Below are 25,432 nucleotides of genomic sequence, written 5' to 3'. Positions count from 1 at the left end.
GTCGAGGCCGCCCGTGCTTGATCCCGTCCGCCTTCTGACGATTTTTGCTGTCATCGGCTTCGCGCCGTTAACCGCTGAGGCCCAGACCCCGCGCGAGCAGCTTTGCCCGGAAGGCTATGCCGCCCTCTCCGACAATGACGCCGAAGCCGCCATCGCCGCCTTTCAGGACTGCCTCGCCGATCAGTTCTATGACTGGCCACAGGAAGCGGAATTGCGCACCCGGCTGGGCGCGGCCTATCTGGCCACCGCCCGCTCCGAAGAGGCGTTGATCGCCTACAATCAGATTTTCGCGCTGGTCGAGGCCAATGACGGCGATGTCGACAATCCGCTGATCCGCCGCAATCGCGCCGCCGCCTATCTGCAGCTGGACCGCCCCGAGGACGCCATCACCGATCTCGAGATCGCTCTGGCGCGCATCCCCGAGGACGGCTTCACAGCCGTGCTGGCCGGCTCGGCCTATCTGGATCTTTACCGCCCCGAGGAAGCCGTCGCCGCCTTTGATCAGGCCGTGCGCGCTGAACCCGATTATCCCTCCGCGTGGATCGGGCGCTCGGCGGCGTTTGTGGAAATGGACCTCACCGAACTGGCGGTCGAGGACGCCCAGGAAGCGGTTGCGCTCGCGCCCGAGGACCCCGGCGCGCTCAACGCCCTGTGCTGGGCGCTGGTCAAGGACGGCCGCGCTGCAGATGGTCTGGCGACCTGCCGCGCCGCTTCGGACGCTGCGCCCGAAGAAGGCTCGATCACCCATTCGCTCGCCGCAGCGCTGGAGCAGATTGGCGAGACCGAGGAAGCGCATCGCCTGTTTGCGCTCGCCCATGAGCAGGCTCCGGACGATCCGGTAGTGACCGCAGACTATGAGCGGGTCTTCAACCAGACGCCCTGATCTCTTTCATTGTGACTGACTGAGCGGTTTACAGAACCGTCCGACGGCTGTTTGATCGCCGCCGATTTTTGGGAAGTGGAGTATCCTCATGGCCGTATCTGATCGCGTGGCCATCATCACCGGCGGCGCCAAGGGCATTGGCGCGGCATGCGCCCGACGCTTTGTCGAGGAAGGCCTGCGGGTGGTGGTCGCCGATATTGATGACGAGGCCGGTGAGGCGCTGGTCGAGACGCTGAACGCAGGCAAGGAGCGCGCGCTCTATGTCAGCTGCGACGTCTCTGACAAGCTGGCCGTGGCCAATCTCATGGCCGAGACCCGATCGGCCTTTGACCGTGTCGACATCCTGATCAACAACGCTGCGACTTTGGCCAAGGGCGACGTGCTCGACCTGTCCTTTGACGATTTCAACGCGGTGATGGACGTCAATCTGCGTGGCGCTTTCCTGGTGGCCAAGGCGGCCTCCAAGCAGATGATCGAACAGATCGAGGAAGAGCAGGCCCGCGCCGAGGATTGCCGCAAGCGCTACGCCATCATCAATATGAGCTCGGTGAACGCCGTGGTCTCCCTGCCCGACCAGCTCGCCTATACGATGAGCAAGGGCGCACTGAACCAGATGACCAAGTCCATGGCGCTGGCGCTGGCGCCCTGGGGCGTCCGGGTGAACGCCATCGGGCCGGGCTCGATCAACACCGACATCCTCAAGGCCGTCGCCGATGACCGCGAGGCGATGCAGCGCATCCTGTCGCGCACGCCGCTGAACCGCCTGGGCGACCCGGACGAGATTGCAGGCGTCGCCTGGTTCCTGGCGGGCAAGGATGCCAGCTACATCACCGGCGAATGCATCTACGCCGATGGCGGCCGACTGGCGCTCAATTACACGATGAAGCCAGAAGACTACGAGGACTAGGTCCTTGAGGGCGCGCGGACAAAGCGCGCCCAGACCAGGATGGCGAGCGGGCTGAACAGGCCGATCCAGCCCGCCGCATCCCAGACGCCATTGCCCACAAGCGAGACGATCAGCCCGAACAGGCTGAGGCCGAGGATCACCAGCGGCCAGCCGAACACGCGCCAGAGCTCGCTCATGCAGGGACCTCCCCGGTGCGGCGGCGCGTGCTGCTGAGATAGCCCTTGCGCACGGCCCACAGATAGAGCCCGCTGATCAGCACGACGATGGTCAGGACATCCAGAAGCGCCCAGAGGACCTTCAGCGGCAGACCGGCATAATCGCCGAAATGCAGAGGCTGGGAAAGCGCCAGCGCTTTCGTGTACCACGGCATCTCCCGCAGGCCCGCCACCTCGCCCGTCACCGCATCCACCAGCACTGGTGCAATCAGATGCTCGGTCAGCGGCGTATCGCCATGCAGGAAGATGGCGTAGTGAAAATCGGTCGAGAAAGTCCCGCCCGGAAAGGCCACGAACTGCAAGGTCATGTTCGGCGCGGCCACGATCGCAGCTCTCACCGCCTGATCAAGCGAGGCCATCTCATCCGGCGTTGGGACAGCGCGGTCAGGGTATTCGGCGATCAGATCGGCCAGCGCCGCGTCTCGCCAGTATCCGTAGATGACATCGTCCAGCGTATTGATGACCCCTGTGCCGCCCACCACGATCACCCAGCCCAGCGTCACCACGCCCAGAAGATTGTGATAGTCGAGCCATTTGGTGCGCGCTGATCGCTCCAGCCGCAACAGGCCGAAACGGTGCTTGCGCATGAAGGGCCAGTAGAGCACCACGCCGGAAATGATGGCGAGGATGAAGCTCACCCCCATGGCGCCCAGAAACAGCTTGCCCGGCAGTCCGAGGAACATGTCGGTGTGCAGCTGGACCAGGAAGTCCATGACACCGCCCGCATCTGCGGGCGCTGCAACGATGGAGCCGTCGGTCTGATCGAACCGCTCAAACCACATCGCTCCGCCCGGCGCATCCGGGGTCGGTCCGGTGGTGACGTTCACCACGGGACGGTCGATGTCAAAGCTCATGAAGAGCGGGACTTCGCCGGGGCGGTTGTCCAGTGAGCGGTCCAGGATCTGATCGAGATCCAGCATCGTCCCGTCAGGATTGCCCGGCATGAATTCAGACGGGTTCAGCGCCGCCTCGAACTCGTCATGGAAGATGATCGGCAATCCGGTCACGCAGAGCATGAGCAGGAAGAGCGTGCACACCAGGGATGTCCAGGTGTGAATGCCGCTCCAGATCCGGATCGCCGATTGGGTCATCTCGCCTCGCCTAGAAGTCGGTGCTCACGGACACGCGAACGGTGCGCGGCTCGCCCTGCACCAGATAGTTCGCGCCCGGATATCCACCCGTCGAGGCCCAGTAATCATCATCAAGCAGGTTCTCCACCCGCGCCCGCAGCGCGACCGGATGGCCTTGCGCCTCAAAGCTGTAGCGCACACCGGCGTCAAACCGCGCCCAGGCCGGGATCTCCAGCGTGTTGTCCGCGCTGGCGTATTGCTCGCCGGTGTAGATCACGCGACCTTCCAGAACGAGACCCGGCAGGAAGCTGGCATCCCATTCCGCATTGAAGCTGGCCTGGAATTCCGGCACGCCCACGGTCGCCTTGCCCTCATTGAGACCGCCTTCGGTTCTGGCCTGTTCGGAATCAAGCCAGGTCGCCCCGCCGATCAGGCGCACGCCTTCAAGAGGTTCGCCAAAGACTGTCAGCTCGGCGCCGCGGGTGCGCTGCTCGCCGGCGTCGGTGAAGCGGTCGCCCACCACGATGGCGTTTGGCTGGGTCAGCTCGAACAGGTTCGCGGTCACGCCGAAATTGCCGCCGTCATACTTGATGCCCGCTTCGAACTGGTCACCGCGGAACGGGGACAGCACTTCGCCGGCATTGACGATCACCACGCCGCCCGAGCTGGCCGGCGCCACGCGCCCCGGCTGCAGGCTTTCAGCATAGTTGGCGTAGAGCGAGAGCGCATCGGACGCGCGATAGACAACGCCCAGCGCCGGGGTGATCGCATCATCCTCATAGCTGCTGAGCACGTCGCCCGTATTATAGTCATAGGTCGTGGTGTCGATGTTCTGCCAGCGCAGGCCGAGGGTCGCGAGCATGCGGCCGTCAAAAAGGCTCAGCGTGTCGGCGATGGCGACGCTGGTATTTGTCACTTCCTCGGTCTTGCCCGGATCGTTCAGATCCCCGCCAATGAAGAAATTCGCCGCCGGGATCGGCGCTTCGAAGGGATCATTGAGATCCCCCGCAAAGCCCGCAAAGTTCGAGAAGGCGTAGGCGTTATTGGAATCGCTCTGAATGCCGGAGACAGACGCCACCAGCCGGTGACCGATCGGGCCGGTCCAGACATCGGCGCGCAGGCCGGCATCCGCGCTGATCACCTGATCAGAGCGCACATTGTCAAAGCGATAGGCGGAGGTGACGCCGTTCGCGCCTGCACTGGGATTGGCGAGGATATTGTCCTCTTCCCCGTCCCGGGCGCCTACGGCCAGCCAGCCGGTGACCACATCACTGAAATCCACTTCTGCACGCACCACGCCGAACAACTGCTGCTCGTCAGTATAGGTCCAGGGCTGGGCGTAGTTCACATCCGCTTCCGGCACGGCCGGGATCGCGCCCATCGGGGAGACCTGCGGGCGCGGGGCGTCGATATGATGGTCCTGCCAGCCCAGATCCGCGGACAGGCGAATGCGGTCGGTTTCATAGTTGAGACCCAGCGTGAAGAGGTTCAGGGAGCGGTCCTGATCCTCGATGGCGGTCTCGCCGTCGCGCAGGGCGCCGTTAAAGCGCACGCCCAGCTGGTCTTCGGTCCCGAACCGCCGGCTCAGATCGAGCGCGGCGTAGCCATGCGAACGCCCCTCAAAGCCCAGCGTGACGCGGGTGAGATCGTCTTCACCTGCGCGCTTGGGCACCAGGTTGAACGCGCCGCCGACGCCCGAGCCGCCCGGCGCAGCGCCGTTGAGGAAGGCATTGGCGCCGGAGAACACTTCAACGCGTTCGACTAGCTCGGCCGCCACATACTGACGCGGCAGGATGCCATAGACGCCATTCAGCGTCATATCGTCGGAATAGACCGGGAAGCCGCGCACGACATAGAGCTCCTGGAAGTTCCCGAAGCCCTTGGCCAGACGCACTTGCGGGTTGTTGGCGAGCACATCGCCAATGCCGCGCGCCTGCTGGTTCTCGATCAGCTCGGCGGTATAGGCCGTGGTGGTGAAGGGGGAGTCCAGAAAGTCGACATTGCCCAGCAGACCATTGCGCGCGCCGCGGGCCACCTGGCCGCCTTCAAACGCGCCATTGAGCTCCACTTGCGAGCCCGTCACGATGATGACGTCCTCGGTCGCGTCTGCGTCCTGAGCGAAAGCGGGAACCGTGAGCGCCAGCGCGCACAGCGCTGCGCCGCCCATCAAACGAGCATGGTGAGTCATTGGGGAGCCTTCCAGCCAGATGCCTTGATTTTGAGAGTGATTATCAATCAAAGCAATGCCGGTCAATTCTGCGTGGCTGTTCCCTCATGCGGCAAAAAGAAAGCCCGGCTCACAGAGCCGGGCTTTCAATCAGACCTGGGGTCCAGACCTAGTTATCGTCGCCCTTGGGCTTGCCGAACAGCTCATCAAGCGTGGTCGGCGCATTGGCGGATTCCATATCCTGATCATCGGCGGGCTTGAGCGTATCTTCCTCGATGAACACCTGACCGTCCTCTTCCATCTGCTTGCGACGGGCGGAGGCCTTGGAGACCTGGGCGTCCAGATCGATCTGGGTGCACAGGCCCAGGGTCACCGGGTCGGTCGGCTTGATGTTGGGCGAGTTCCAGTGGGTGCGCTCACGCACAGCCTCAATGGTGGTCTTGGTGGTGCCGATCAGCTTGGAGATCTGCGCATCGGTCAGCTCGGGGTGATTACGCACCAGCCAGGCGATGGCGTCCGGACGGTTCTGGCGACGCGACAGCGGCGTGTAGCGCGGGCCTTTCTTGCGTTCCTGAAGCTCGGCGTATTTCGGCTTGGAGGCCGTCATGCGATAGGAGGCATCGGCTTCAGCCTTGTCGAGCTCTTCACGATCAAGCTGACCAGAAGCGATCGGGTCGGCGCCACGCACGCCGGCGGCCACATCACCGTCTGCAATGCCCTTGATCTCAAGATGGTGCAGCCCGGTGAAGTCAGCGATCTGTTCAAAGCTCAGCGCGGTGTTGTCCACCAGCCAGACCGCCGTCGCCTTGGGCATGAGAATCTCGGCCATGTCAGTCCTCGTACACGAAACAAAAGAAAACCCGGCGCGGACCGCCGGGTTGTTTCCGTCGACCGCCCCTCATCTCGTACTCACGATGAAGAGGGAGAGTGTGACCCGTCTTATAGCGCGCTTGTCACGCGCTGGAAACACCCCTGTCACGCTAGGGGATGAGGAGAATCTTGCCCGCATGCCCGCCCGCATCCATACGCGCATGCGCCTTGGAGACATCATCAAGCGCAAAGGTGGAATCGATCATGGGACGCAGCTTGCCAGCTTCGATCCAGGGCCAGACATAGGTTTGAACCGCTTGTGCGATCACGGCTTTCTCTTCATCCGAGCGGGAGCGGAGCGTTGATCCCGTCAGGGTCTGGCGCTTGAGCATCAACCCCATCAGATCCACCTCGACGCGGCTGCCCTTGAGAAAGGCGATCATCACCACGCGCCCATGCCGGTTCAGGCAGTTGAGGTTCTTCTGCACATAATCGCCGCCCACCATGTCGAGGATCACATCCGCGCCGCCTTCGGACCGGATCGCAGCGGACCAGTCCTCGGTGTGATAGTCGAACGCCCGGTCCGCACCCAGATCGAGACAGGCTTGCGACCGGTCCGCACCGCCAGCCGTCGCGATGACATAGGCGCCATGGGCCTTGGCCATCTGGATCGCCGTCGAGCCAATGCCGCTCACCCCGCCATGAACCAGAAACCGCTCACCCGGCTTGAGGGCGCCTGCGTCGAACACATTGGTCCAGACCGTAAACACTGTTTCAGGCAGGCCCGCCGCCTGAACAAGGTCCACCCCGTCTGGCGCAGGCAGAACGCTGCCCGCCTTGGCCCGCGCCACATCGGCATAGCCGCCGCCGGACACCAGCGCGACCACAGGATCGCCGACCTTGAACGCCGCAACGCCCGCGCCAACCGCCCGCACCGTACCGGACACTTCAAGACCCAACCCTTCCGGCGCGCCCTCAGGCGCGGGGTAAAAGCCCAGACGCTCGAAGACATCAGGCCGGTTGATCCCGCTTGCGGCGACATCAATCAGCACCTCGCCCGCGGCGGCGGGCGCCAGATCGACCTGTTTGACCACCAGCTTTTCAGGTCCGCCGGGCTCGGGAACCGTGACGATGCGTGATGAAATCGGATTCATGAGCGGGACTCCTGAGGGTTAATGCACTAGTATCTGTTGTCCTGTCCGCCACCAAGGAGAGCGACGCCATGTTTCACGATGAACCGCTGACCTCCCGCACCGAGGCTCTGGTCCCCGGTGAGGATCTGAGCGATCTGGGTGTTGAACAGCTCACCGAGCGGCTTGAAGTCTTGCGTCAGGAAATGGGACGGACCGAGGCGGCGATCAAGCAGAAGAAAGCCGGGCTCTCAGCTGCGGAAGCCTTTTTCAAGACACCCGGCGGAGAGTGAGGGGCGTCTGGCCCCGGCCTTGCTTAAGAGTCCGTACACACTCTTGAGATGATGCGTAACGAGACAGAACGGATACTGCCATGACCCCGGTCACGCCTCACGCCGCCAGCACCGCCGCTCGGGTTTCCGATTTTGCGGATTCTGAAATGTTCCGACGCCTGTTCCGGGACGGCATGGATCTGGTGGAAGAAACTGCGTCCTATCTGGATGGTCCCGGCCGGGACGACGCCAAGCGGCTGGGCCGTTCGGGCGCGCTCGCCTACGCCTCTGAATCCATGGGCCTGACCACCCAGCTCATGCAGTGCGCCTCCTGGCTTCTGACCCAACGCGCCGTCGCCGAAGGCGATATGAGCCCCAGGGAAGCGGCGGAAGAGCGCTATCGCCTGTCGCCGAACAAGTTCAGCCCGCCGACCTGGCCGGCCGGGGATGACCCGTGCCCGCCGCGTCTGGGCGATCTGGCGCTGCGCGCCCGCGAATTGCACGAGCGCCTGATGCGTCTGGACGATTCCCTGTTCGAAGCCGAACTCAAGCCCGTCGCCAACCCGGTGGCGAGCCAGCTGTCACAGCTCAGCGCGGCGTTCGGCGAGCTCTAGATCCCGCTACATGGCACAAGAAAAAGGCCGCCCCATCCGGGCGGCCTTTTTCTTGTTCAGAAGACTGAACCCCCTCGAACGGGACGTCAAAGCAGGTGAGAAAAACGCCCGCAGCCGAGGGGAGACTGCGGGCGTTCCTCGAAAGACTTCAACGGAGCCAAGCTCTGCCCGATCGAGGGGGGATTGGGCCTTAGACGCCGAAGCCTTTGAACTTGTCTTTGAACTTGGACACGCGACCTGCACGATCCAGCAGGGTCTGGTTGCCACCAGTCCAGGCCGGGTGCGAGGACGGATCAATGTCCAGTTGCAGCACTGCGCCTTCTTTACCATAGGTAGAACGGGTCTTAAAGCGTGAACCGTTCGGGAGCACCACTTCGATGAAGTGATAGTCGGGGTGAATGTCCTGTTTCATCGTGCCGCTCCGGCCCTCTTTACGCTCACGGGCGGCCGTTAAAGCCGCCCGCAAGTGGAAATCTGCATGAATTGAGGCGCGGTGTATACACCCCGTTTTGCCCTGTATCAAGCACCCTGAGTCAGATAGCGAAAATACAAGGACTTACCGAAAGATTAAGCCCGCCAGACTTACAGTTATGGTAAACACTTCGCTAACGCGAGGTCAGCTTCAGCTCGATCCGGCGGTTGCGCGCATAGGCGTCCTGGGTGCGCCCTTCAGCAATGGGATAATGCTCGCCAAAGCCAGCCGCAAGCAGTCTGCGGGGCGGCACGCCGCGGCTCTCAAAGTAGGAAATCACCGACAATGAGCGCGCGGTGGACAGCTCCCAGTTGGATTCAAACGGCGCGTTCGGGCCCAGCGGCACGCGGTCTGTATGCCCGTCCACCCGCAACACCCAGTCAAGATCATCGGGGATCTCATCGGTGAGCTGGATAATGGCGTCCGCAATGGGCGCCAGCGACTGACGGCCTTCCGGGCTCAGCTCAGCTGAACCCGAGGCGAACAAGACATCCGTTTCAAAGACGAACCGGTCACCCACGACCCGCACGCCGGAACGGTCTCCCAGCACCTCGATCAGTCGGCCGAAAAACTCGGAGCGATACCGCGCCAGACGCGCCACTTCGCTGGCGAGCGCCGCATTCAGGCGTCGGCCCAGATTGACCACTTCGGCCTCAAGCTCTGCTTCGCGCGCTTCAGAGGCGTTCAGCGCCTCGTTGAGCCGTGCCAGTTCCTCGCGCAGGGCCGCCATCTGGTTGTTCAGAAGCGCGACTGTCGCCTGCGCCTCTTCATTGAGCGCCTCTTCCTCAGCCAGGCTCGAACGCGCGGCGGCGAGGCCTTCCTGCAGACCCGCAATCTGGCTCGACAGCCCGGCATTGGTTTCAGCGAGCGCGCCATTCTCCTGGGTCAGGATGCTAACCCGCAAACTCAAGCGCTCATTCTCGCTTTGGGCGAGGTTCAGCTCTTCAGCAAGGGTGGCGAGGCGACCATTGAGCTCGGCAAGCTGCTCATCTCGACCCGTCAGCGCCTGGGACAGTGCGAACTGACCTGCCGTGAACACCGCCAGAAGAAAGACGATGACCAGCAACAGAGTCGCCAGCGCATCGACGAAACCTGGCCAGTAATCACCGGAATCGGCCTGTCCAGACTGGAGGTGCCGGGGAAGCGCCATGGTCTATTCGTTCCGATCCGAGCCGCGATCCCGGTTCAGACGCGCCTGCGCCTCCAGCGCGCGCACCAGAACCTTGATCTCGTCACGCAACAAACGCGCGCTCTCGCGCTGGCTTTCCGCTGCGTCATCGGCAAAGCGGGCCATGATGGTTTCAAGCTGGCGGGTGTGGCGCTCCAGCGTGTGGGTCAACCGGTCCAGCGCATCCGCACTCTGCTCCAGCAACGCGCCCACATAGGCGCCCGAACCGCCCGCTTCATCAGGGCTGGCGCCTTGCGGACCTGCATTGGCGAGGCGGGAGATCGAGGACAGCCATTCCTCAACCTCATTGTAGAAACGGTTCTGCGCCCGGCTCGCCTGCAGTTCGAGGAAACCGATGATCAGCGAGCCCGCCAGACCAAAGAGCGAGGAGGCGAAGGCCGTGCCCATGCCCGCAATCGGTTCTTCAATCGCGCTCATCAGCGCCATGGCGTCGGTTTCACCCGCGCCTGTGGAGCTGGCGGACACGGCGCGCACGGCGTCGCCCACATTGCCCACCACCTGCAACAGGCCCCAGAAGGTGCCCAGAAGCCCCAGGAAGATCAGAAGCCGGCCGAAATAGCGTGTGAAGGCGCCGCTCTCGGCCATGCGCGCAGCGACGGAATCCAGCACCACGCGGGCCGACGCCGCCGACAGGCGCGAGCGACCGTCCGCCGCGTCCGTGATCAGCGCCGCCATGGGCGCGATCATCGCGGGCGGGCTGGGCAACTGGTCGGGGTGATCGGCTTCGTTCAGACGCACCAGCCAGCGCGCGCTCGGTCCGATCGCCAGCGCCTGCTGGAAGGTATACAGGATGCCGATGAACAAGACGCCCAGGATCAGACCATTGATCGCAGGGTTCGCCTCGAACGCCAGGATCAGGGGCTGGTGGAGCAAGGCCGCCAGAATGACGACCGCCGACAGGAAGATCATCATCCACAGAATATAATTTCCCGGTCCGGTGAACCGGGCCTTGCGGCGCGAAGCTTTCGGATCAGCCATTCAGCGCAGCTCCCTCATCTGGCGCATCAGCACTCATGCAGGCTTGGCCTACACCGCCATCAAACGCAAGGGTCTTGGCGGGAATGAGGCAAGGGTGAGGCCTAAAGGCGCTCCGCTTCAATCAGCGCTTCGATGACAGCCCTGGCTTTGGCCTCGCACCCGCCGAACGGATCATTGGCGAAGCAGGCCACTCCATACCCTGCCTCGGGAAACACCGCCCCATAGGTCGAGGTGTCGATATCACCGCCGGAATACCACAGGACCGGGCGCCCCTCCCAGTCGTCGACCACCAGACCGAAGCCGTCATTGACCTTGGAATGGTCAAAGGCGCGCGTTGAGGTCATCAGGGACCAGAAATCCTCGCCGAGCCGCTGATGGGTCATCATTTCGACCTGCCACAGCCCCCAGTCACGCGCCGAGGAGAACACGCCGCTGCCGCCATAGTGTGGCGCATTCCGTCGCAACACCACCCAGCCCGGTCCGGGCGCGACCTGAATGCCGCCTTGCTCGTTCAGGGTCGTGACCACCTCTTCACTGCGCGCGGTATACCCGGTCGCCCTGTTCGGGATCAGCGTGGTGACATCATCATGGACAAGAGAGGCCTGCATTCCCAGCGGCTCGAAAAGCCGCGTCCTGACCGTTTCGGAGAAATCCGTCCCGTAGACCCGCTCGACGACTTCGGCGAGCAGCATGAAGTTGATGTTGGAATAGGACCATTGAGCGCCCGGCTCGAACTGCAGCTCGCCTGTTTCAAGCACCAGGGCGATGGCTTCATCCACGTCAAAATAATGAAAAGTCGCCCAGGGCTCGCCATTCGCCCGGCCCAGGCTGGTGTATTCGGGCAGACCACTGGTCATGTACATGAGATGGGCGAGAGTCAGCTCTGAACCGATCCGCTCCGCCTCGGGCAGATAGGAGACGAGCCGGTCATCCAGACTCACAAGCCCGTCTTCGATGGCGATAGCGACGGCCGCCGCCGTGATCTGTTTGGACAGGGAGGCGAGGTGGAAAACGGTGTCGCCTGAGTTTGCGCGCGCCTGCTCCAGATCAGACGCCCCGGAGCTCACAATCGCCTGACAACCATCGGCCCGGGTGACAGAGACCACATATCCAGGCTGATCCAGCGCCTCCGAAGGCGACAGAAGCGTGCTGACCTGCGCCTCAAGCGCTGACATGTCCGCACAATCTTGTGCTTGAGCGCCCACAGCTCCAAGCATCGCGCCGAACAGCGCCAGAGTACAAATCTTCAATTTCCGCAACTCTTTGACACCCGACATGCCGCCCCCTACTCAGAGCAGCGTGCCCGGATGGATCAAATTTCACAAGTTAAGCTTCGAGAAATCCTTGCCTGAAACCTTAAGCGGTATTAACCATATTCATGATGTGTTGCGCCGCAGCATAGAGGTGATCATGCAACTCAAACGATGGGTTTACCGGCTCAACACCCACGAGATCACTGTCGAGTGCGGCTATACGCTATGGGGCTGGGCGCAGGTCCGCCTGCTCGTGGACGGGAAAACGCTCAGTCAGGCTCAGGGCCTGCGTTTCTTCCCCATCCGGCTGGACACGCTTCTAGAGCAGGCCAGCCCGCCCATGCCGCTGCAAGCGGTGGTGCGCCCGGATCTTCTGACCGTGCATTGCGTGCTGTGGGCGCATGGCGCGCCCCTGCCTCCGCCAGACCGGGCCTATAAGGGTCAGCTCAAAACGCAACGCGGTGCCTGGCCAGAACCGGCCGGCGCCGCGTCAGGCGTGTCTTCGTCGCAAATCTAGCTGGCGGCTTTCGCCAGCATCTCGCGCAGTTCCTTGATCACCATCTCGTTGCCCGCCGCGATATGGCCGGTTTCCAGCACATCGGTGCCCGGATCGATGGCGCCGGCGAAACCGCCCGCCTCACGCACCAGCACCAGGCCGGCGGCGATATCCCAGGGCTTGAGATTGCGTTCCCAGAAGCCGTCAAACCGGCCCGCAGCCGTCCAGGCGAGATCAAGCGACGCCGCGCCATAGCGGCGCACGCCGGCGGTCATCGGCATGATCTGGTGCAGTTCCTTGAGGAACTGGGCGTGGCCCTTCTTGCCAAAGAACGGCATGCCGGTGGCGATGACGCAGTCATGCAGGTCGCGACGTTCAGCCACGCGCAGACGGCGGTCATTCATGAACGCGCCCCGGCCCTTTTCGGCATGGAACAGCTCGTCGGTGGCGGGATTGTAGATCACGCCCGCCACGATCTCGCCCTCGCGCTCCAGCGCCACCGAAATGGCGAAGTGCGGCTGGGCGTGCATGAAGTTCAGCGTGCCGTCCAGCGGATCGATGATCCAGCGATGGGAGCGGTCCGTACCCTCGACCACGCCGCGCTCTTCCAGAAGGAAGCCATAGCCCGGACGCGCCTTGGACAGGATGTCGAACAGGATCTCTTCAGACTTCATGTCGGCCGCGGTGACAAAGTCCGCCGGGCCCTTCTTGGAGACCTGAAGGTTCTCGATTTCACCAAAGTCACGCGCCAGACGGCGGCCCGCTTTGCGGACCGCATCGGTCATGACCTGCATCAGTGCGGATACTTGAGCCAAGATCTACTCCGCACGACGGACGTAAGAGCCGTCCTCGGTAGCCACCACGATACGCTCGCCCACGCCCACGAAAGGCGGCACGGCGGTGCGGACATTGCCGGCCAGGATGGCGGGCTTGAACGAGTTCGCCGCCGTCTGGCCTTTGACCACCGGCTCGGTCTCGATCACTTCCAGCTCCACATGTTTGGGCAGCTCGATGCCGATCGGCTTCTCTTCGTAGATTTCCAGAACGACCATCATGCCGTCGGTCAGATACGCGGCGCGGTCTTCACCCACGAAATCGATGGGCAGGTTGGTCTGCTCATAGGTCTCGGTGTCCATGAAGACCAGCATCTCGCCCTCGGGATAGAGGAACTGGTGGTCTTTCTGCTCAAGGCGCACGCGCTCGACCTTGTCCGCAGAGCGGAAGCGTTCATTGAGCTTGCGACCGTCGAGCAGGTTCTTCAGTTCGACCTGGGCGAACGCGCCGCCCTTGCCCGGTTTCACGTGATCCGCTTTCACCGCCACCCACAGGGTATCCTGGTGCTTGATCACGTTGCCGGGCTTGATTTCATTGCCGTTGATTTTCATCGGAAGGTCCGTTCCTGGAACGGGCGCGCCGCACAAACCACCAGCGCCGCCCTGTAATTCAGCCGCGCTCGTTTAACAGGCAGACCCCGCACGGGCAAGCTGTGCGTCAGACTCCGGCCTCTCAGCCCCTCTAGAAGGGGCTTGATCCCACCGCCGCCTCGACACGGATTCGCTCAAGCACAGGCTCGGGCAGGGCGTTCTCGAGGCTCGCCTCAAGACGGTCCCGGTCAAAGTCCTCCGGCGTGCGTCCGCCGCGCGGAGCTGCCGCGCGCAACACCCAGTAATAGGCCCGCTCAAGATCACGCGGCGCGCCATCCCCTGTCGCCAGCGCATAGGCGAGCAGGAACTGGCTGTCCGGGTCATTGGCGTCCGCGCCCTGACGGGCCCAGTCCACCGCTTCAGACGGATTGGGCGCGCGACCGGCTGCGCCCTGATAGAGGAGCAAGGCATGCTGCCCCATGGCGGCTGGCAAACCATATTCCGCCGCCATGCGGATCATGCGCGCGCCTGCCGCTTCATCGGCGTCGCCGCCCTCACCATTCATCAGCATCAGACCGGCGATCAGGGCCGAGCTCGGATCCCCCGCCTCTCCTGCACGCTGATACCATTCCCGCGCCGTGCTCAGATCATGGGGGCCATGATCCCAGTCCGCCAGCGCGTAGGCATAATCGCCATAGGCCTCAAAGCGCCCGCTTTCCGCGGCCAGCTGCAACCAGTTCAGGGCGTCACTCGCCGCACCCGGATCCCCGCGCTCCATCAGGTAGAGGCCATATTCATGGGCGGCGCGGGCATCCCCGGCTTCAGCCGCCTGCGCCAGAAACTCACGCGATTGCCAGGTCTGCAGACCGCCCCGGCCTTCACCGGCCAGTCGAGACAGGATGATCAGGGCGTCCGGTTCGCCCAGCTCGGCCGCGCGACGGAACCAGCGCACCGCGTCTTCATCGCTGGCTTCTCCGGACAGGCCATGCAAGCGGATATGCCCGGCCAGCGTCGCGCCACGGGCTTCGCCGCCGGCCGCCGCGCGCTGGGCGTGAATGAGCGCGCCCTGAAAATCACCGACCATGTAAGCGGCTGACGCGCTCGCCATCGCCGAATTGGTCAGGGAGCGACCCTCGACCGCATCGCCGCTGGCGTCCCGCGCGAAATCCTCGGCCAGACCTTCGGGCAAGGGCGGCAGATCCGCGACAGGCGCATCAACGCCTTCAACCTCTTCCGCAGTCGGAACAGTGGGCGTGTCTTCCTGCGCCCAGGCGGACCCGCCCAGGCAAAGGATCAATCCAAGAGTTGAGACAAGCCGGCGCATGCGGCCTCCGGTCCTTCGGGGTGCGACCAGACCCCGCCGCACACTGCAATATAATCGGCCCCGGCCGCGATCACCTCGGAGGCGTTCTCCAGGGTAATTCCCCCGATCGCGACACAGGGCAACTCGAAAAGCTCGGTCCACCAGACCAGGATGTCCAGATCAGCGCGGGTCTTGGGCGATTTCGTGGCGGTCTCGAAAAAAGCGCCAAAAGCGACGTAATCCGCGCCTTGCTCGCCCGCCAGCATCGCCAGATGACGGCTGTCATGACAGGTCACGCCGACAATCGCTTTCGGACCCAGCGCGGCGCGCGCCTGTTTGATCGACCCGTCTTCCTGACCGATATGCACGCCATCACAGCCCAGCTTTGCGGCCAGCGCCGGATCATCATTCATGATGACCGAAACGCCGCGTTGATGCGCGATCTCGATCAGCTTGGGCGCCAGCGCCTCGATCTCGGCTTCGGAATGCTCTTTGAGACGCAGCTGAAGCGCCGAGACGCGCCCGGCATCAAGGGTCCGCGCCAGCACATCGGCGAAGTCAGCATCAATCCGGGGCGGGGTCAGAAGGTAAAGGTCTGCCATGGCTCTCTCCTAACCCGGCGCCGATGGAAAAGGAACGGCCAGAATCCGCACCCTGCAGAACGCAAGCGGTCACGGCTCAGCCGCAGGCAGGCCCGCAAGGTCCCAAACCCGTCCCCGCCCCTTGGCCCTGACAACGCCATAGCGCTGGCCACGCGCCTCGATCGTGCCGTCCCGCCCGTCCGAGATCGCCACATGCCCGGCCCCGTAATGATGCGCGCGACGCACCAGGATCGCGCCGGGCGTCTGATAGGCGTCTTCAAGCGGCAGGGCATGGTCCGGGTCCTCCGCCCATTTGATCCAGGCGCCGGTATAAGGATGCCCGGCCGCTGTCAGGCCCAGTTTCACGCCAAAGGTCTGATAAACGCACCAGCTGACGAAGTCTGCGCAATCCCACGGCCCGGCATAGTCGGGGTTTTCGAGCTCCGCCGCCGCGCCGAGCTGATAGACTTCCCCGATATGCCGGGATGCGCACTGGACAAGATTGTCGCCGGTCATGAGAGGCCCTCCTGCTGACTGAAGCGTCAGTATCAGGGCGCCCGGACCGGGGGCGGATTAGCGGCGGGCAGGCTTGTGGACGAACCCCGCCCGGATGGTGATGGGCCAGCGCACCCGAACCTCACCCTCGCCCCAGGCCATGCGGGCCTTGTCGAGATAGCCTTCGATCATCTTATCCTCGCCATCGGCCCGCGCCGCGCGCAGGGCCGACCAGCTTTCGAGATAGGCGCGCATCTCATCAAACGTCCAGTCATGGACGATCGCCCCGCCCTTGGCCGGAATTTCGTCGAACGGGAAATCAAAGCGCGCATAGGCGGTCTCGACATCCTCGCGCTCGGGTCGCCACCAGGGATCCAGCGCCTGATAGAGCTGGCCAATGGGCTTCATCGCCTCGGTGTCAGCTTCGGCGTTGTTGTAGGTGATCAGCGCCAGAACTGCGCCGGGCGCCGCGATCCGGCGGACCTCTTCGTAGAAGTGAGGTCGGTCAAACCAGTGCGCCGCCTGGGCTGCGGTAATGAGGTTCGCACTGCCGCCCGCCAGCGGCAAAGCCTCGGCCGGTGCTTTTGCGTAGCTCACCTTCGGGTGAGGCCGGGCGTGGGCGAGCTGGCTCTCGCTGGGGTCAAAGGCGCGCACCTGCGTGAAGTACTCAGCCAGCAGCACGGACAACTGCCCCGTCCCGCATCCCACATCAACCGCGAGCGTATGATTGCTGACAAGCCCTGCCAGGGTGAAGGCGAGTTTGGCGGGATAAACCGGGCGTCCGGCCGCATAGCGCGCGCCGCCTTGCTCAAACGGGTTCGGGCTCATGGCCGTCTCCTTCGCGCCAAAGTCATCGGTTGGCCAGAATACCCTGATTGGGGCCGCGGTCACCTCTCCCGGCAAAGTTGCGGGAAGCGATCCCGGATCGCGGCGAGGGCTGTCCGCTCCCTGACATCCCAGTCGCCGGACAGGCGGACATAATCAACGCCGCGCCGCTCCAGCGCCTCGATGGACAACTCCATGAACCGGCGGCGGTCGGCGTCATCGCCATAGACCCGGGTGCCGTCATCAATCCAGGGCTGGTCAATATCAGTCAGAAGATACAGGTCGCCTTCCGGCTCTGGCGCAGGCTCAAAGACCGAGCGCCCCAGCATCATTTGCGACCAGACCTCCGTGATCAGCCCGTCCGTATCCGAAAAGACAAGCCCCTCCGCCGTGCGTCGGGCCGCTTCGACCCCTGCCGCCTGACCCGCTGCGATATTGCGCAGATCCTGCGCACTGCACTCTGTGCCATAAAGCTCGCACCAGGTGCGCCCGAATTCAGGCACATAGGCCCCGCCCAGCTTGTCCGCGAGCGTCTGGCCCAGCACGGACTTGCCCGTGCTTTCAGGGCCGTGAAGGACAATGGTTCGCGTGAAATACGGCCGGGCCGGCGGGGCGATCATCGACCAGTGCGCGATCGGGTTTTGCCGGATTTGCGTGCCGCTGACCGGACGGCAGACGCGCTCGGGGTCAGCGGGCCAGAATTCGGCGCCCAGCTCCTGGCCCAGCCGCAACCCGTACTCATCAGAGGCGAAGACGCGATGGATCGGCTCGGGGTGAATGCTGCGGATCAGCTCACGCCAGATGTCCCAGAACCGGGGATGCTCGGAGGGGTCCTGGGGGATATCGCGATCATAGTGAAGCACCCGCGCGTTCGGATAGAGCGCGCTCATCCACTCATGACGCAGCTTGCCGGGGATGGGTTCGCGGTCGAGCGAGCAGACCAGAATGGTCAGCTGATCACACAGCCCGGCAGCGAAATCACACAGATACATGTGCCCGGCATGGGGCGGCATGAACTTGCCCAGCACAAAGCCATGGATGGGCGCGGTCATTGCGCCGGCGCGGCTTCCTGGGCCGCCGCAGACTCCCGGCGCCATTGCCAATAGCCCCACACGCACATCAGAAGGAAGAGGCCGTAAAGCCCGCTGGTGAGCATCAGCCCCTTATAGGCGTAGACCCCGATGGCGACGACATCGACGCCGATCCAGACCAGCCAGTTTTCCAGATATTTGCGCGCCAGCATGAACTGGGCGACCAGGCTGAAGCTCGTGGTCATCGCGTCCCAATAGGGCAGGTCCGCATCAGTGAAGCGGTCCATGACCAGCCCGAGCGCAACCGCGCCCACAGCGCCGACCGCCAGCCAGGGCATGAGCTTTGAGACACCCAGCCAGATCACCGGCGCCTGGCTGTCCGCCTCGGCCCTGTCGCGATGGCTCAGCCAGAACCACCAGCCATAAGCCTGCAGCACGCAGAAGATCAGCTGCAGGCCGAAATCGGAATACAAGCGCACATCAAAGAAGATGATGGCGTAAAGGCTGGTCATGGCGATGCCGACCGGCCAGGCCCACATGCTCTGCCGGATCAGAAAGAACAGGCAAAGCACGCCGAGCCCGGCGGCAGTCGGTTCAAGCCATGACATCAGCGAGGCTTAGCCTTCGCTTTCCAGACCTTCATTCCACTCGCCCAGCGCGGCGAGGCCGTTCATGCGGGCGCGGTGGTTGAAGGCTTTCTGGCCAGCTTCAACATTGGAGCCGCCCCAGGCTTTCAGCGGAGCCGCCTGCAGCGCGCGACCATAGGAGAAGGTCATCGGCCAGGGCAGGTCAAAGCCCTCGTTCATGATGTTCAGGTGCGCCGTAGCGTCTTCATCAGACTGGCCGCCCGACAGGAAGGCGATGCCCGGAACCGCCGCCGGAACAGTGTTCAGAAGGCACTGGACCGTCATCTCGGCCACTTCCTCGCGGCTGGCCTGATCGGCGCATTTCTTGCCGGCGATGACCATGTTGGGCTTGAGCACCGTGCCTTCCAGGATGACGCCCTGATCAAACAGCTCGGCATACAGGCGCTTGAGCGTGAACTCGGTCACTTCATAGCAGCGCTCGATGGAGTGATCGCCGTCCATCAGGACTTCGGGCTCCACGATCGGAACGATGTTGGCTTCCTGGCAGAGCGCGGCGTAGCGGGCCAGCGCATGCACGTTCACATCCACCGCGTACTGGGACGGGATGTCTTCGCCATTGATGTCGATGACGGCGCGCCACTTCGCGAAACGCGCGCCCAGCTCGTAATACTCGGCCAGACGCTCGCGCAGGCCATCCAGACCCTCGGTGATGGTCTCGCCTTCAGCACCCGCCAGCGCTTTCGCGCCTGCGTCCACCTTGATGCCCGGCACGGCGCCCGCATCGGAAATCAGCTTGACCAGCGGCGTGCCGTCGGCCGCCTTCTGGCGCAGGGTCTCGTCAAACAGGATGACGCCGGAGATGTGGTCGGTCATCGCAGGATTGGTGCGGAACAGCATCTCGCGCCAGTTGCGGCGGTTCTGTTCGGTGTTTTCAAGACCGATGCCATCAAAGCGCTTGCCGATGGTGCGCGTGGATTCGTCGGCGGCCAGAATACCCTTGCCCGGCGCCGTCATGCGGATCGCAATTTCGTTAAGCTGATCGATGTCCATGATCGTCGGTCCCCCGTCAGATGGTGTGCGGCGGTCGTCGCCGGATTGAGTGTGTGTTTCGCCCCGAGCGGGCGAAGGGTCAAGCTTTAGTCCTTGAGCGCTTCCACGCCCGGCAGGGCCTTGCCCTCAAGCCATTCCAGAAACGCCCCGCCTGCGGTGGAGACGAAAGTGAAATCGTCCGACACGCCCGCCTGATTGAGCGCCGCGACCGTATCGCCGCCGCCAGCCACAGCCGTCAGGCCATGTTCCTTGCACCGGGTGGCCGCATAGCGGGCCGCTTCCACGGTGGCGGTGTCAAACGGCGGCGTCTCGAACGCGCCCAGCGGGCCGTTCCACACCAGCGTGCGCGAAGCTGCAATGGCGTCCGCGAGTTGGTCCACGGTCTCCGGACCGCAGTCGAGGATCATTTCGGTGGGCTGGATGTCATCCACCTCCGCCACGCGGCGATCGGCGTGCGCCTTGAACTCTTTCGCCACAACCGCATCGGTCGGCAGCAGGATCTGGCATTGCGCCTCACCGGCCGCATCCTCGATGGCCTTGGCGGTATCAATCAGGTCGCGCTCATACAGGCTGCCGCCCACATCATGACCGCGCGCGGCCAGGAAGGTGTTCGCCATGGCGCCGCCCACGAACAGACGGTCCACCTTTTTGACGAGGTTTTTCAAAAGCTCGATCTTGGTGGAGACCTTCGCCCCGCCCACAACCGCCAGAACCGGACGGTTGGGGTTTTCGAGCGCAGCGGTCACATGGTCGATCTCACGCTGAAGCGCCAGACCGGCATAGGCCGGCAGCAAACGCGCCACGCCTTCGGTGGAGGCATGCGCCCGGTGAGCCGCGGAGAACGCGTCGTTCACATAGACATCGCCGAGCTCGGCCAGCTGGGCGGAGAACTCGGGATCATTCTTTTCCTCGCCCGCATGAAAGCGGGTGTTTTCCAGCAAAAGCACGTCACCCGCCTTCATCCGCGAGATCGCGCCTTTGGGGTCCGCGCCCACACAATCGGAGACGAACTTCACCGGATGACCGATCAGCTCAGAGAGCGGCGTCGCCACAGGAGCGAGGCTCATCTGCGGATCGCGCTGGCCCTTGGGACGACCGAAATGCGCCATCAGGATCACTTTCGCCCCCGCCTCGCGCACATGCTCGATGGTGGGCAGGGCCGCACGCAGGCGAGTGTCGTCGCTGACGCTCCCGTTTTGCATGGGCACATTGAAGTCCACGCGCACAAGCACGCGTTTTCCAGCGATGTCGGCGTCTTCGATACGACGGATCATGTCGGCGTCCCTTGAAGGTCAGTCGGCTTAGAGGAAGCGGCCCATCGCGCTGGCGGTGTCCAGCATCCGGCAGGCGAAGCCCCATTCATTGTCATACCAGGTCATGACGCGAACCAGGCGCTCGTCGATCACGGTGATCTTGTCGAGCGCAACCACGGACGAGCGACTGTCATGGTTATAGTCAATCGAGACCAGCGGCGCGGTGTCATAGCCCAGAACGCCTTTCAGCGGGCCGTCGGCGGCGGCCTTGATGGCGGTCGCGATCTCTTCGGCGCTGGTCGGCTTGGACGGGGTGAACACCAGGTCGATCACCGACACGTTCGGGGTCGGCACGCGCACGGCGGAGCCATCAAGCTTGCCTGCAAGTTCGGGCAGCACGAGGCCGACAGCCTTGGCCGCGCCGGTGGAGGTCGGGATCATGGACATGGCGGCCGCGCGGGCGCGGTGCAGGTCCTTGTGGTTCCGGTCCAGCGTCGGCTGGTCGCCGGTATAGGCGTGGATGGTGGTCATGTGACCGCGCTCGATGCCGACCGCATCATTGAGCACCTTGGCGACCGGCGCGAGACCGTTCGTGGTGCACGAAGCGTTGGAGACCACGAGGTCTTCGGCCGTCAGCTGGTCATGGTTGACGCCATAGACGATGGTCTTGTCGGCGTTCTTGGCCGGCGCCGAGCACAGCACGCGTTTGGCGCCCGCCTCGATATGGGCCATCGCCTTTGCCTTGTCATTGAAGGCGCCGGTGCATTCGAGAACGATGTCGATGCCCATGGCGGCCCAGGGCAGCTTGGACGGGTCGCGCTCATTGACCTTGGTGATCTTGCCAAAGCCCAGATCCATCCAGTCTTCACCGGTGGTCACCTCGCCCCGATAACGACCATGCACGCTGTCAAAAGCGAACAGGTGGGCAATGGCTTCGGCGGAACCGGAATTGTTGATCGCCACAACCTCGAATTCGCCCGTCCGCTCGTGCTCCATAAGGGCACGCAGAGCCAGACGGCCGATCCGGCCAAACCCGTTGATCGCCACACGCAGCGCCATGATCTGCTCCTTTGATCTTGCTGGGCCGGACGCGTTCTCGCGTTTTCGGCCTTGAGACATGTCGCGCGCGGTTTAGCCCCTTCCCGCCCATCCGTCCATATCCGGGGCGCCGGGACCGCGAACCGGCCTTGCATCCAAACGCATGACCTGCAAGAAACCTGTTCAAAATTCTGACAGGGTCAGGACAGTCTTTTGGGGATTGAGATGAAAGTACTCGTGCTCGGCGGTGACGGTTTCTGCGGCTGGCCGTCTGCGCTCCACCTCTCTGCGCGCGGCCATGATGTTGTAATCGTGGACAATCTGTCTCGTCGCAAGATTGATATCGAGCTGGAAGTGGACTCCCTGACGCCGATCCGCCCGATGGGCGAGCGTCTGGCGGCCTGGAAAGAGGTCTCCGGCAAGGAGATTCGCTTCAAGGACCTGACCATCGGCAAGGACTATCAGGAACTCGTGGACCTGATCCTTGAAGAAAAACCCGATGCGATCATTCACTTCGCCGAACAGCGCGCCGCGCCCTATTCGATGAAGTCTGCGCGCCACAAGCGCTACACGGTCGACAACAACCTCAACGCCACCAATGACGTGCTGGCCGCAATCGTTGAGACCGGGCTCGACATCCACCTCGTCCACCTGGGCACCATGGGCGTGTACGGCTATGGCACCGCGGGCATGAAAATCCCCGAGGGCTATCTGAAGGTGAAGGTGGAGACCCAGGAAGGCCTGAAGGATCAGGAGATCCTCTATCCGGCCAATCCGGGCTCAATCTACCACATGACCAAGACCCAGGATCAGTTGTTCTTCCACTTCTACAACAAGAACGACAAGGTGAAGATCACCGACCTTCACCAGGGCATTGTCTGGGGCACCCAGACTGAAGAGACCAAGAAGGACGAGCGCCTGATCAACCGGTTCGACTATGATGGTGACTATGGCACCGTTCTGAACCGCTTCCTGATGCAGGCCGCGATTGAATTCCCGATGACGGTGCACGGCACCGGCGGCCAGACCCGCGCCTTCATCCACATTCAGGATACGGTGCGTTGCATCCAGCTGGCGGTCGAGAATCCGCCCGAGCACGGCGAACGCACGCGCATCATGAACCAGATGACCGAGACCCACCGGGTGCGCGAACTGGCTGAAATGATCGCCGGCATGACCAAGACCGAGGTCGCCTATCTACCGAACCCGCGCAACGAAGCCGACGAGAACGAACTTCACGTGGAGAACGACACCTTCCTGTCGATGGGTCTGAAGCCCATCACCCTCGCCGAGGGCCTGATGGAGGAAGTCACCGAGATCGCACGTAAATACTCTGATCGTTGCGACCGCTCCAAGGTGAAGTCCGTCTCCTACTGGAACAAGGACCGCGAAGCGGCCCAGAACGCGACCCGCTAGTCCGCGTTTGCACCCAGATGATCAAAGGCCGGATCCTCGCATCCGGCCTTTTTTCTCAGCCCTTGTCGCACCCCGCTCTTGATGCGCTGCACACAAGCGCCCAGTCTGGAAACAGCGACTACAGGTGATCCATGGCTCCGCTGAAATCAGAATACCGGCTGGCGCTGGAAGCGGGCGCACAGGCGCTGGACGCTGCGCTTGATGGCCTTGATGCCGCCGGCGCCGTGCGACGGGTGCTGGCGGACATCTATCCCGGCGAGTCCTGCGTGGTGTCCTCCTTCGGGGCGGAGAGCGCGGTGATCCTGCATCTGGTGGCGCAGGCGAAACCGGACACGCCGGTGCTGTTCATGGATACCGGACAGCTGTTTGACGAGACGTTGGCGTATCGTGATGCGCTGGCTGACCGGTTGGGCCTGACCGATATCCAGACGCTGACGCCCAACCCTGATCACCTGAAAGCCGACGATCCGGACGGGGTGCTGCACCAGACCAATCCCGATCTGTGCTGCCATATCCGCAAGACTCTGCCGCTGATCAGCGCCCTGCGCCCGTTCAAGGTCTGGATTTCGGGCCGCAAACGTCATCATGGCGGCGATCGCGCCGCCCTGCCCCGGGTCGAAATTCAGGACGGAAAGCTCAAACTCAATCCGCTGTTTGACTGGTCGCGCGATGAGATCAACGCCTATTTCGAGGCGCATGACCTGCCGCCCCACCCCATGGTGGCCGACGGCTATCCCTCGATCGGCTGCCTGCCCTGCACAAGTCAGGTGAAAGACCCCGGCGCCGACCCGCGCGCCGGACGCTGGGCCGGTCAGGACAAGACCGAGTGCGGCATCCATATCGCCGAGGACGGCACGATCACCCGCACGGGCGGACGCTAGGCGCTAGGCGCTCAAGCGCTGTTCAAGCTTGTCCAAGAACCGCATGCAGGCGTCGAGCTCGCTGATGGCGACAAACTCGTCCGCCTGGTGCGCCTGGGTAATCGAGCCCGGTCCGCAAATGACCGTGGAGAATCCCGCTTCCTGAAACTGACCGCCCTCGGTGCCATAGGCGACGACGCGCGGGCTGTTATCCCCCGTCAGGGCGCGCGCCAGAGTTTCGGCCTCGCCCATGTCTTCAGGCCGAAGCGGCGGCACATTGGAGCGCGTGGTCACCGTGATCTTTGCTTCAGGCGCATAGCGCTGCATCTCGGCCTCGATACGCGCCGCCTCTTCGACAAGACGACGCCCCAGACCCGGACCGTCATCCCAGGGCGCGGGACGCATGAGAGATTCAAACCAGGCGGATTTGGCGAGAATGTTCGTCGCCGTGCCGCCACCCATCTGACCAATGGTCAGGGTGCCATAGGGCGGGGTGAAGGGGCTGTCATCGGGAGCGGCCGCCTTGAGCTTGTCTGATTCCTGCACCAGCCAGTGCATCAGGCGCACGGCATAGGTCGTGGCGCAGGCGCCGTCTTCCACCAGGGAAGAATGCGCTTCCTTGCCCGTTACCTCGACGCGCACCGAATAGAGCCCCTTATGGCCGGTCACGACCGCCATTTCGGTGGGTTCGCCCACAATCACGCAAGAAGGGCGCGGGGAGTGGCCCGCCATCTGGCGGATCATGTCCGGCGCGCCCAGACAGCCGATCTCCTCGTCATAGGAAAAGGCGAAATGAACCGGACGCTTCAGCTCCGCCTTGGCGAAACCGGGCGCCTTGGCCAGAGCGCAGGCAATGAAGCCCTTCATGTCGCACGATCCGCGACCATAGAGCTTGCCGTCACGTTCGGTGAGGGTGAACGGGTCGGTCTTCCAGTCCTGACCATCCACCGGCACCACATCAGTATGCCCGGACAGGACAACGCCGCCATCCACATGCGGCCCGAGGACCGCATGCAGATTGGCTTTCTTGCCGTCCGGGCTTTCGATCCGATGGCACTCCGCCCCCAACCCGGCAAGATAGGACTCGACCCGGTCGATCAGGGCGAGATTGGAATTGCGCGAGGTGGTGTCAAAGGACACCAGCTCGGCCAGCCAGTCAGAGGCGGTGCGCAT

The 25,432-nt window shown here is 63.4% G+C and carries 28 protein-coding genes; 7 read left to right on the top strand and 21 right to left on the bottom strand.

All coding sequences use genetic code 11. The features are described from left to right. Nucleotides 1–13 precede the first annotated feature (13 nt). Both ACFELO_RS01300 and ACFELO_RS01295 read left to right on the top strand, forming a co-directional pair. Nucleotides 14–883 (top strand): tetratricopeptide repeat protein, encoded by an 870-nt coding sequence (locus ACFELO_RS01300; RefSeq protein WP_440958775.1) that lies wholly within the window; start codon nt 14–16, stop codon nt 881–883. Between the two features lie 88 nt (nt 884–971). Then, complete coding sequence (locus ACFELO_RS01295; protein ID WP_440958774.1) at nt 972–1,790, top strand: SDR family NAD(P)-dependent oxidoreductase; 819 nt, start codon at nt 972–974, stop codon at nt 1,788–1,790. Here ACFELO_RS01295 and ACFELO_RS01290 read toward each other — a convergent pair. The 5 genes from ACFELO_RS01290 to ACFELO_RS01270 all read right to left on the bottom strand — a co-directional run bounded on the left by ACFELO_RS01290 (nt 1,787) and on the right by ACFELO_RS01270 (nt 7,206). Beyond that, nucleotides 1,787–1,966: a hypothetical protein gene (locus ACFELO_RS01290; protein ID WP_440958773.1), complete on the bottom strand. Its 180-nt coding sequence runs from the start codon at nt 1,964–1,966 to the stop codon at nt 1,787–1,789. The genes ACFELO_RS01295 and ACFELO_RS01290 overlap by 4 nt on opposite strands. Beyond that, nucleotides 1,963–3,096, bottom strand: a complete 1,134-nt coding sequence (locus ACFELO_RS01285; RefSeq protein WP_440958772.1) for a PepSY-associated TM helix domain-containing protein — start codon at nt 3,094–3,096, stop codon at nt 1,963–1,965. The genes ACFELO_RS01290 and ACFELO_RS01285 overlap by 4 nt, the downstream gene beginning before the upstream one ends. A gap of 10 nt (nt 3,097–3,106) precedes the next feature. Continuing rightward, a complete protein-coding gene (locus tag ACFELO_RS01280; protein WP_440958771.1) occupies nt 3,107–5,263 on the bottom strand; it encodes a TonB-dependent receptor in 2,157 nt (718 codons plus the stop codon). 148 nt (nt 5,264–5,411) lie between these two features. Next, nucleotides 5,412–6,071, bottom strand: a complete 660-nt coding sequence (locus ACFELO_RS01275) for a DUF1013 domain-containing protein (protein WP_440958770.1) — start codon at nt 6,069–6,071, stop codon at nt 5,412–5,414. A 151-nt stretch (nt 6,072–6,222) separates the two neighbouring features. Then, nucleotides 6,223–7,206 carry an NAD(P)H-quinone oxidoreductase gene (locus ACFELO_RS01270; RefSeq protein ID WP_440958769.1) on the bottom strand — a complete coding sequence of 328 codons (984 nt, stop codon included), beginning with the start codon at nt 7,204–7,206 and terminating at the stop codon, nt 6,223–6,225. A 68-nt stretch (nt 7,207–7,274) separates the two neighbouring features. Between ACFELO_RS01270 and ACFELO_RS01265 the strand changes: the two genes are divergently transcribed. Both ACFELO_RS01265 and rcdA read left to right on the top strand, forming a co-directional pair. Beyond that, nucleotides 7,275–7,475: a DUF1192 domain-containing protein gene (locus ACFELO_RS01265; protein ID WP_440958768.1), complete on the top strand. Its 201-nt coding sequence runs from the start codon at nt 7,275–7,277 to the stop codon at nt 7,473–7,475. A gap of 80 nt (nt 7,476–7,555) precedes the next feature. Next, entirely contained in the window at nt 7,556–8,068 is a 513-nt protein-coding gene (rcdA, locus tag ACFELO_RS01260; protein ID WP_440958767.1) for a protease adaptor protein RcdA, read from the top strand. A gap of 190 nt (nt 8,069–8,258) precedes the next feature. On the opposite strand, the gene rpmE is transcribed toward rcdA, so the two are convergent. From rpmE to ACFELO_RS01240, 4 genes are all read right to left on the bottom strand, one after another. Continuing rightward, nucleotides 8,259–8,480, bottom strand: coding sequence for a 50S ribosomal protein L31 (gene rpmE, locus ACFELO_RS01255; protein WP_440958766.1), 222 nt, complete (start codon nt 8,478–8,480; stop codon nt 8,259–8,261). A gap of 193 nt (nt 8,481–8,673) precedes the next feature. Next, entirely contained in the window at nt 8,674–9,690 is a 1,017-nt protein-coding gene (locus ACFELO_RS01250; protein WP_440958765.1) for a peptidoglycan -binding protein, read from the bottom strand. A gap of 3 nt (nt 9,691–9,693) precedes the next feature. Continuing rightward, complete coding sequence (locus tag ACFELO_RS01245; RefSeq protein WP_440958764.1) at nt 9,694–10,707, bottom strand: hypothetical protein; 1,014 nt, start codon at nt 10,705–10,707, stop codon at nt 9,694–9,696. A 101-nt stretch (nt 10,708–10,808) separates the two neighbouring features. Continuing rightward, the gene (locus ACFELO_RS01240) at nt 10,809–11,882 is read right to left on the bottom strand and encodes a serine hydrolase domain-containing protein (RefSeq protein WP_440958763.1); all 1,074 of its coding nucleotides are present in this window, start codon (nt 11,880–11,882) and stop codon (nt 10,809–10,811) included. Between the two features lie 235 nt (nt 11,883–12,117). On the opposite strand from ACFELO_RS01240, the gene ACFELO_RS01235 reads away from it, so the two are divergent. Next, entirely contained in the window at nt 12,118–12,477 is a 360-nt protein-coding gene (locus tag ACFELO_RS01235) for a hypothetical protein (RefSeq protein WP_440958762.1), read from the top strand. On the opposite strand, the gene ACFELO_RS01230 is transcribed toward ACFELO_RS01235, so the two are convergent. From ACFELO_RS01230 to gap, 11 genes are all read right to left on the bottom strand, one after another. Further along, on the bottom strand, nt 12,474–13,250 hold the full coding sequence (locus ACFELO_RS01230) for an inositol monophosphatase family protein (protein ID WP_440959930.1): 777 nt from the start codon (nt 13,248–13,250) through the stop codon (nt 12,474–12,476). The genes ACFELO_RS01235 and ACFELO_RS01230 overlap by 4 nt on opposite strands. A 24-nt stretch (nt 13,251–13,274) precedes the next feature. After that, a complete protein-coding gene (gene efp, locus ACFELO_RS01225) occupies nt 13,275–13,841 on the bottom strand; it encodes an elongation factor P (RefSeq protein WP_440958761.1) in 567 nt (188 codons plus the stop codon). Between the two features lie 130 nt (nt 13,842–13,971). Beyond that, a complete protein-coding gene (locus tag ACFELO_RS01220; protein ID WP_440958760.1) occupies nt 13,972–15,144 on the bottom strand; it encodes a tetratricopeptide repeat protein in 1,173 nt (390 codons plus the stop codon). Continuing rightward, complete coding sequence (gene thiE / locus ACFELO_RS01215) at nt 15,114–15,725, bottom strand: thiamine phosphate synthase (protein ID WP_440958759.1); 612 nt, start codon at nt 15,723–15,725, stop codon at nt 15,114–15,116. The genes ACFELO_RS01220 and thiE overlap by 31 nt, the downstream gene beginning before the upstream one ends. Nucleotides 15,726–15,794: 69 nt before the next feature. After that, nucleotides 15,795–16,220: a CHAP domain-containing protein gene (locus tag ACFELO_RS01210; RefSeq protein WP_440958758.1), complete on the bottom strand. Its 426-nt coding sequence runs from the start codon at nt 16,218–16,220 to the stop codon at nt 15,795–15,797. A 57-nt stretch (nt 16,221–16,277) separates the two neighbouring features. After that, nucleotides 16,278–17,027, bottom strand: coding sequence for a class I SAM-dependent methyltransferase (locus ACFELO_RS01205; protein ID WP_440958757.1), 750 nt, complete (start codon nt 17,025–17,027; stop codon nt 16,278–16,280). A 59-nt stretch (nt 17,028–17,086) separates the two neighbouring features. Further along, the gene (locus ACFELO_RS01200; protein WP_440958756.1) at nt 17,087–18,076 is read right to left on the bottom strand and encodes an AAA family ATPase; all 990 of its coding nucleotides are present in this window, start codon (nt 18,074–18,076) and stop codon (nt 17,087–17,089) included. Continuing rightward, on the bottom strand, nt 18,073–18,663 hold the full coding sequence (gene pnuC / locus ACFELO_RS01195; RefSeq protein WP_440958755.1) for a nicotinamide riboside transporter PnuC: 591 nt from the start codon (nt 18,661–18,663) through the stop codon (nt 18,073–18,075). Before pnuC ends, ACFELO_RS01200 begins: the two co-directional genes overlap by 4 nt. Nucleotides 18,664–18,672: 9 nt before the next feature. Next, entirely contained in the window at nt 18,673–19,692 is a 1,020-nt protein-coding gene (locus ACFELO_RS01190; RefSeq protein ID WP_440958754.1) for a class I fructose-bisphosphate aldolase, read from the bottom strand. An 86-nt stretch (nt 19,693–19,778) separates the two neighbouring features. Further along, nucleotides 19,779–20,966: a phosphoglycerate kinase gene (locus ACFELO_RS01185; RefSeq protein WP_440958753.1), complete on the bottom strand. Its 1,188-nt coding sequence runs from the start codon at nt 20,964–20,966 to the stop codon at nt 19,779–19,781. 27 nt (nt 20,967–20,993) lie between these two features. After that, the gene (gene gap, locus ACFELO_RS01180; RefSeq protein WP_440958752.1) at nt 20,994–22,004 is read right to left on the bottom strand and encodes a type I glyceraldehyde-3-phosphate dehydrogenase; all 1,011 of its coding nucleotides are present in this window, start codon (nt 22,002–22,004) and stop codon (nt 20,994–20,996) included. A gap of 204 nt (nt 22,005–22,208) precedes the next feature. On the opposite strand from gap, the gene ACFELO_RS01175 reads away from it, so the two are divergent. Both ACFELO_RS01175 and ACFELO_RS01170 read left to right on the top strand, forming a co-directional pair. Then, the gene (locus tag ACFELO_RS01175; protein WP_440958751.1) at nt 22,209–23,399 is read left to right on the top strand and encodes an NAD-dependent epimerase/dehydratase family protein; all 1,191 of its coding nucleotides are present in this window, start codon (nt 22,209–22,211) and stop codon (nt 23,397–23,399) included. Between the two features lie 131 nt (nt 23,400–23,530). Beyond that, nucleotides 23,531–24,280 carry a phosphoadenylyl-sulfate reductase gene (locus ACFELO_RS01170; RefSeq protein ID WP_440958750.1) on the top strand — a complete coding sequence of 250 codons (750 nt, stop codon included), beginning with the start codon at nt 23,531–23,533 and terminating at the stop codon, nt 24,278–24,280. Between the two features lie 3 nt (nt 24,281–24,283). On the opposite strand, the gene argE is transcribed toward ACFELO_RS01170, so the two are convergent. After that, complete coding sequence (argE, locus tag ACFELO_RS01165; RefSeq protein WP_440958749.1) at nt 24,284–25,432, bottom strand: acetylornithine deacetylase; 1,149 nt, start codon at nt 25,430–25,432, stop codon at nt 24,284–24,286.

Source organism: Oceanicaulis sp. LC35, assembly GCF_052055585.1.
Lineage (GTDB): Bacteria > Pseudomonadota > Alphaproteobacteria > Caulobacterales > Maricaulaceae > Oceanicaulis.
Note: the sequence above shows the minus strand (reverse complement) of the source record. Positions and strands in the feature narration are given on the sequence as shown.

Coding starts and splice junctions, on each gene's coding strand:
- ACFELO_RS01295 (WP_440958774.1), top strand. CDS start 972: ATGGCCGTATCTGATCGCGTGGCCATCATCACCGGCGGCGCCAAGGGC.
- ACFELO_RS01290 (WP_440958773.1), bottom strand. CDS start 1,966: ATGAGCGAGCTCTGGCGCGTGTTCGGCTGGCCGCTGGTGATCCTCGGC.
- ACFELO_RS01285 (WP_440958772.1), bottom strand. CDS start 3,096: ATGACCCAATCGGCGATCCGGATCTGGAGCGGCATTCACACCTGGACA.
- ACFELO_RS01280 (WP_440958771.1), bottom strand. CDS start 5,263: ATGACTCACCATGCTCGTTTGATGGGCGGCGCAGCGCTGTGCGCGCTG.
- ACFELO_RS01275 (WP_440958770.1), bottom strand. CDS start 6,071: ATGGCCGAGATTCTCATGCCCAAGGCGACGGCGGTCTGGCTGGTGGAC.
- ACFELO_RS01270 (WP_440958769.1), bottom strand. CDS start 7,206: ATGAATCCGATTTCATCACGCATCGTCACGGTTCCCGAGCCCGGCGGA.
- ACFELO_RS01265 (WP_440958768.1), top strand. CDS start 7,275: ATGTTTCACGATGAACCGCTGACCTCCCGCACCGAGGCTCTGGTCCCC.
- rcdA (WP_440958767.1), top strand. CDS start 7,556: ATGACCCCGGTCACGCCTCACGCCGCCAGCACCGCCGCTCGGGTTTCC.
- rpmE (WP_440958766.1), bottom strand. CDS start 8,480: ATGAAACAGGACATTCACCCCGACTATCACTTCATCGAAGTGGTGCTC.
- ACFELO_RS01250 (WP_440958765.1), bottom strand. CDS start 9,690: ATGGCGCTTCCCCGGCACCTCCAGTCTGGACAGGCCGATTCCGGTGAT.
- ACFELO_RS01245 (WP_440958764.1), bottom strand. CDS start 10,707: ATGGCTGATCCGAAAGCTTCGCGCCGCAAGGCCCGGTTCACCGGACCG.
- ACFELO_RS01240 (WP_440958763.1), bottom strand. CDS start 11,882: ATGTCAGCGCTTGAGGCGCAGGTCAGCACGCTTCTGTCGCCTTCGGAG.
- ACFELO_RS01235 (WP_440958762.1), top strand. CDS start 12,118: ATGCAACTCAAACGATGGGTTTACCGGCTCAACACCCACGAGATCACT.
- ACFELO_RS01230 (WP_440959930.1), bottom strand. CDS start 13,250: ATGCAGGTCATGACCGATGCGGTCCGCAAAGCGGGCCGCCGTCTGGCG.
- efp (WP_440958761.1), bottom strand. CDS start 13,841: ATGAAAATCAACGGCAATGAAATCAAGCCCGGCAACGTGATCAAGCAC.
- ACFELO_RS01220 (WP_440958760.1), bottom strand. CDS start 15,144: ATGCGCCGGCTTGTCTCAACTCTTGGATTGATCCTTTGCCTGGGCGGG.
- thiE (WP_440958759.1), bottom strand. CDS start 15,725: ATGGCAGACCTTTACCTTCTGACCCCGCCCCGGATTGATGCTGACTTC.
- ACFELO_RS01210 (WP_440958758.1), bottom strand. CDS start 16,220: ATGACCGGCGACAATCTTGTCCAGTGCGCATCCCGGCATATCGGGGAA.
- ACFELO_RS01205 (WP_440958757.1), bottom strand. CDS start 17,027: ATGAGCCCGAACCCGTTTGAGCAAGGCGGCGCGCGCTATGCGGCCGGA.
- ACFELO_RS01200 (WP_440958756.1), bottom strand. CDS start 18,076: ATGACCGCGCCCATCCATGGCTTTGTGCTGGGCAAGTTCATGCCGCCC.
- pnuC (WP_440958755.1), bottom strand. CDS start 18,663: ATGTCATGGCTTGAACCGACTGCCGCCGGGCTCGGCGTGCTTTGCCTG.
- ACFELO_RS01190 (WP_440958754.1), bottom strand. CDS start 19,692: ATGGACATCGATCAGCTTAACGAAATTGCGATCCGCATGACGGCGCCG.
- ACFELO_RS01185 (WP_440958753.1), bottom strand. CDS start 20,966: ATGATCCGTCGTATCGAAGACGCCGACATCGCTGGAAAACGCGTGCTT.
- gap (WP_440958752.1), bottom strand. CDS start 22,004: ATGGCGCTGCGTGTGGCGATCAACGGGTTTGGCCGGATCGGCCGTCTG.
- ACFELO_RS01175 (WP_440958751.1), top strand. CDS start 22,209: ATGAAAGTACTCGTGCTCGGCGGTGACGGTTTCTGCGGCTGGCCGTCT.
- ACFELO_RS01170 (WP_440958750.1), top strand. CDS start 23,531: ATGGCTCCGCTGAAATCAGAATACCGGCTGGCGCTGGAAGCGGGCGCA.
- argE (WP_440958749.1), bottom strand. CDS start 25,432: ATGCGCACCGCCTCTGACTGGCTGGCCGAGCTGGTGTCCTTTGACACC.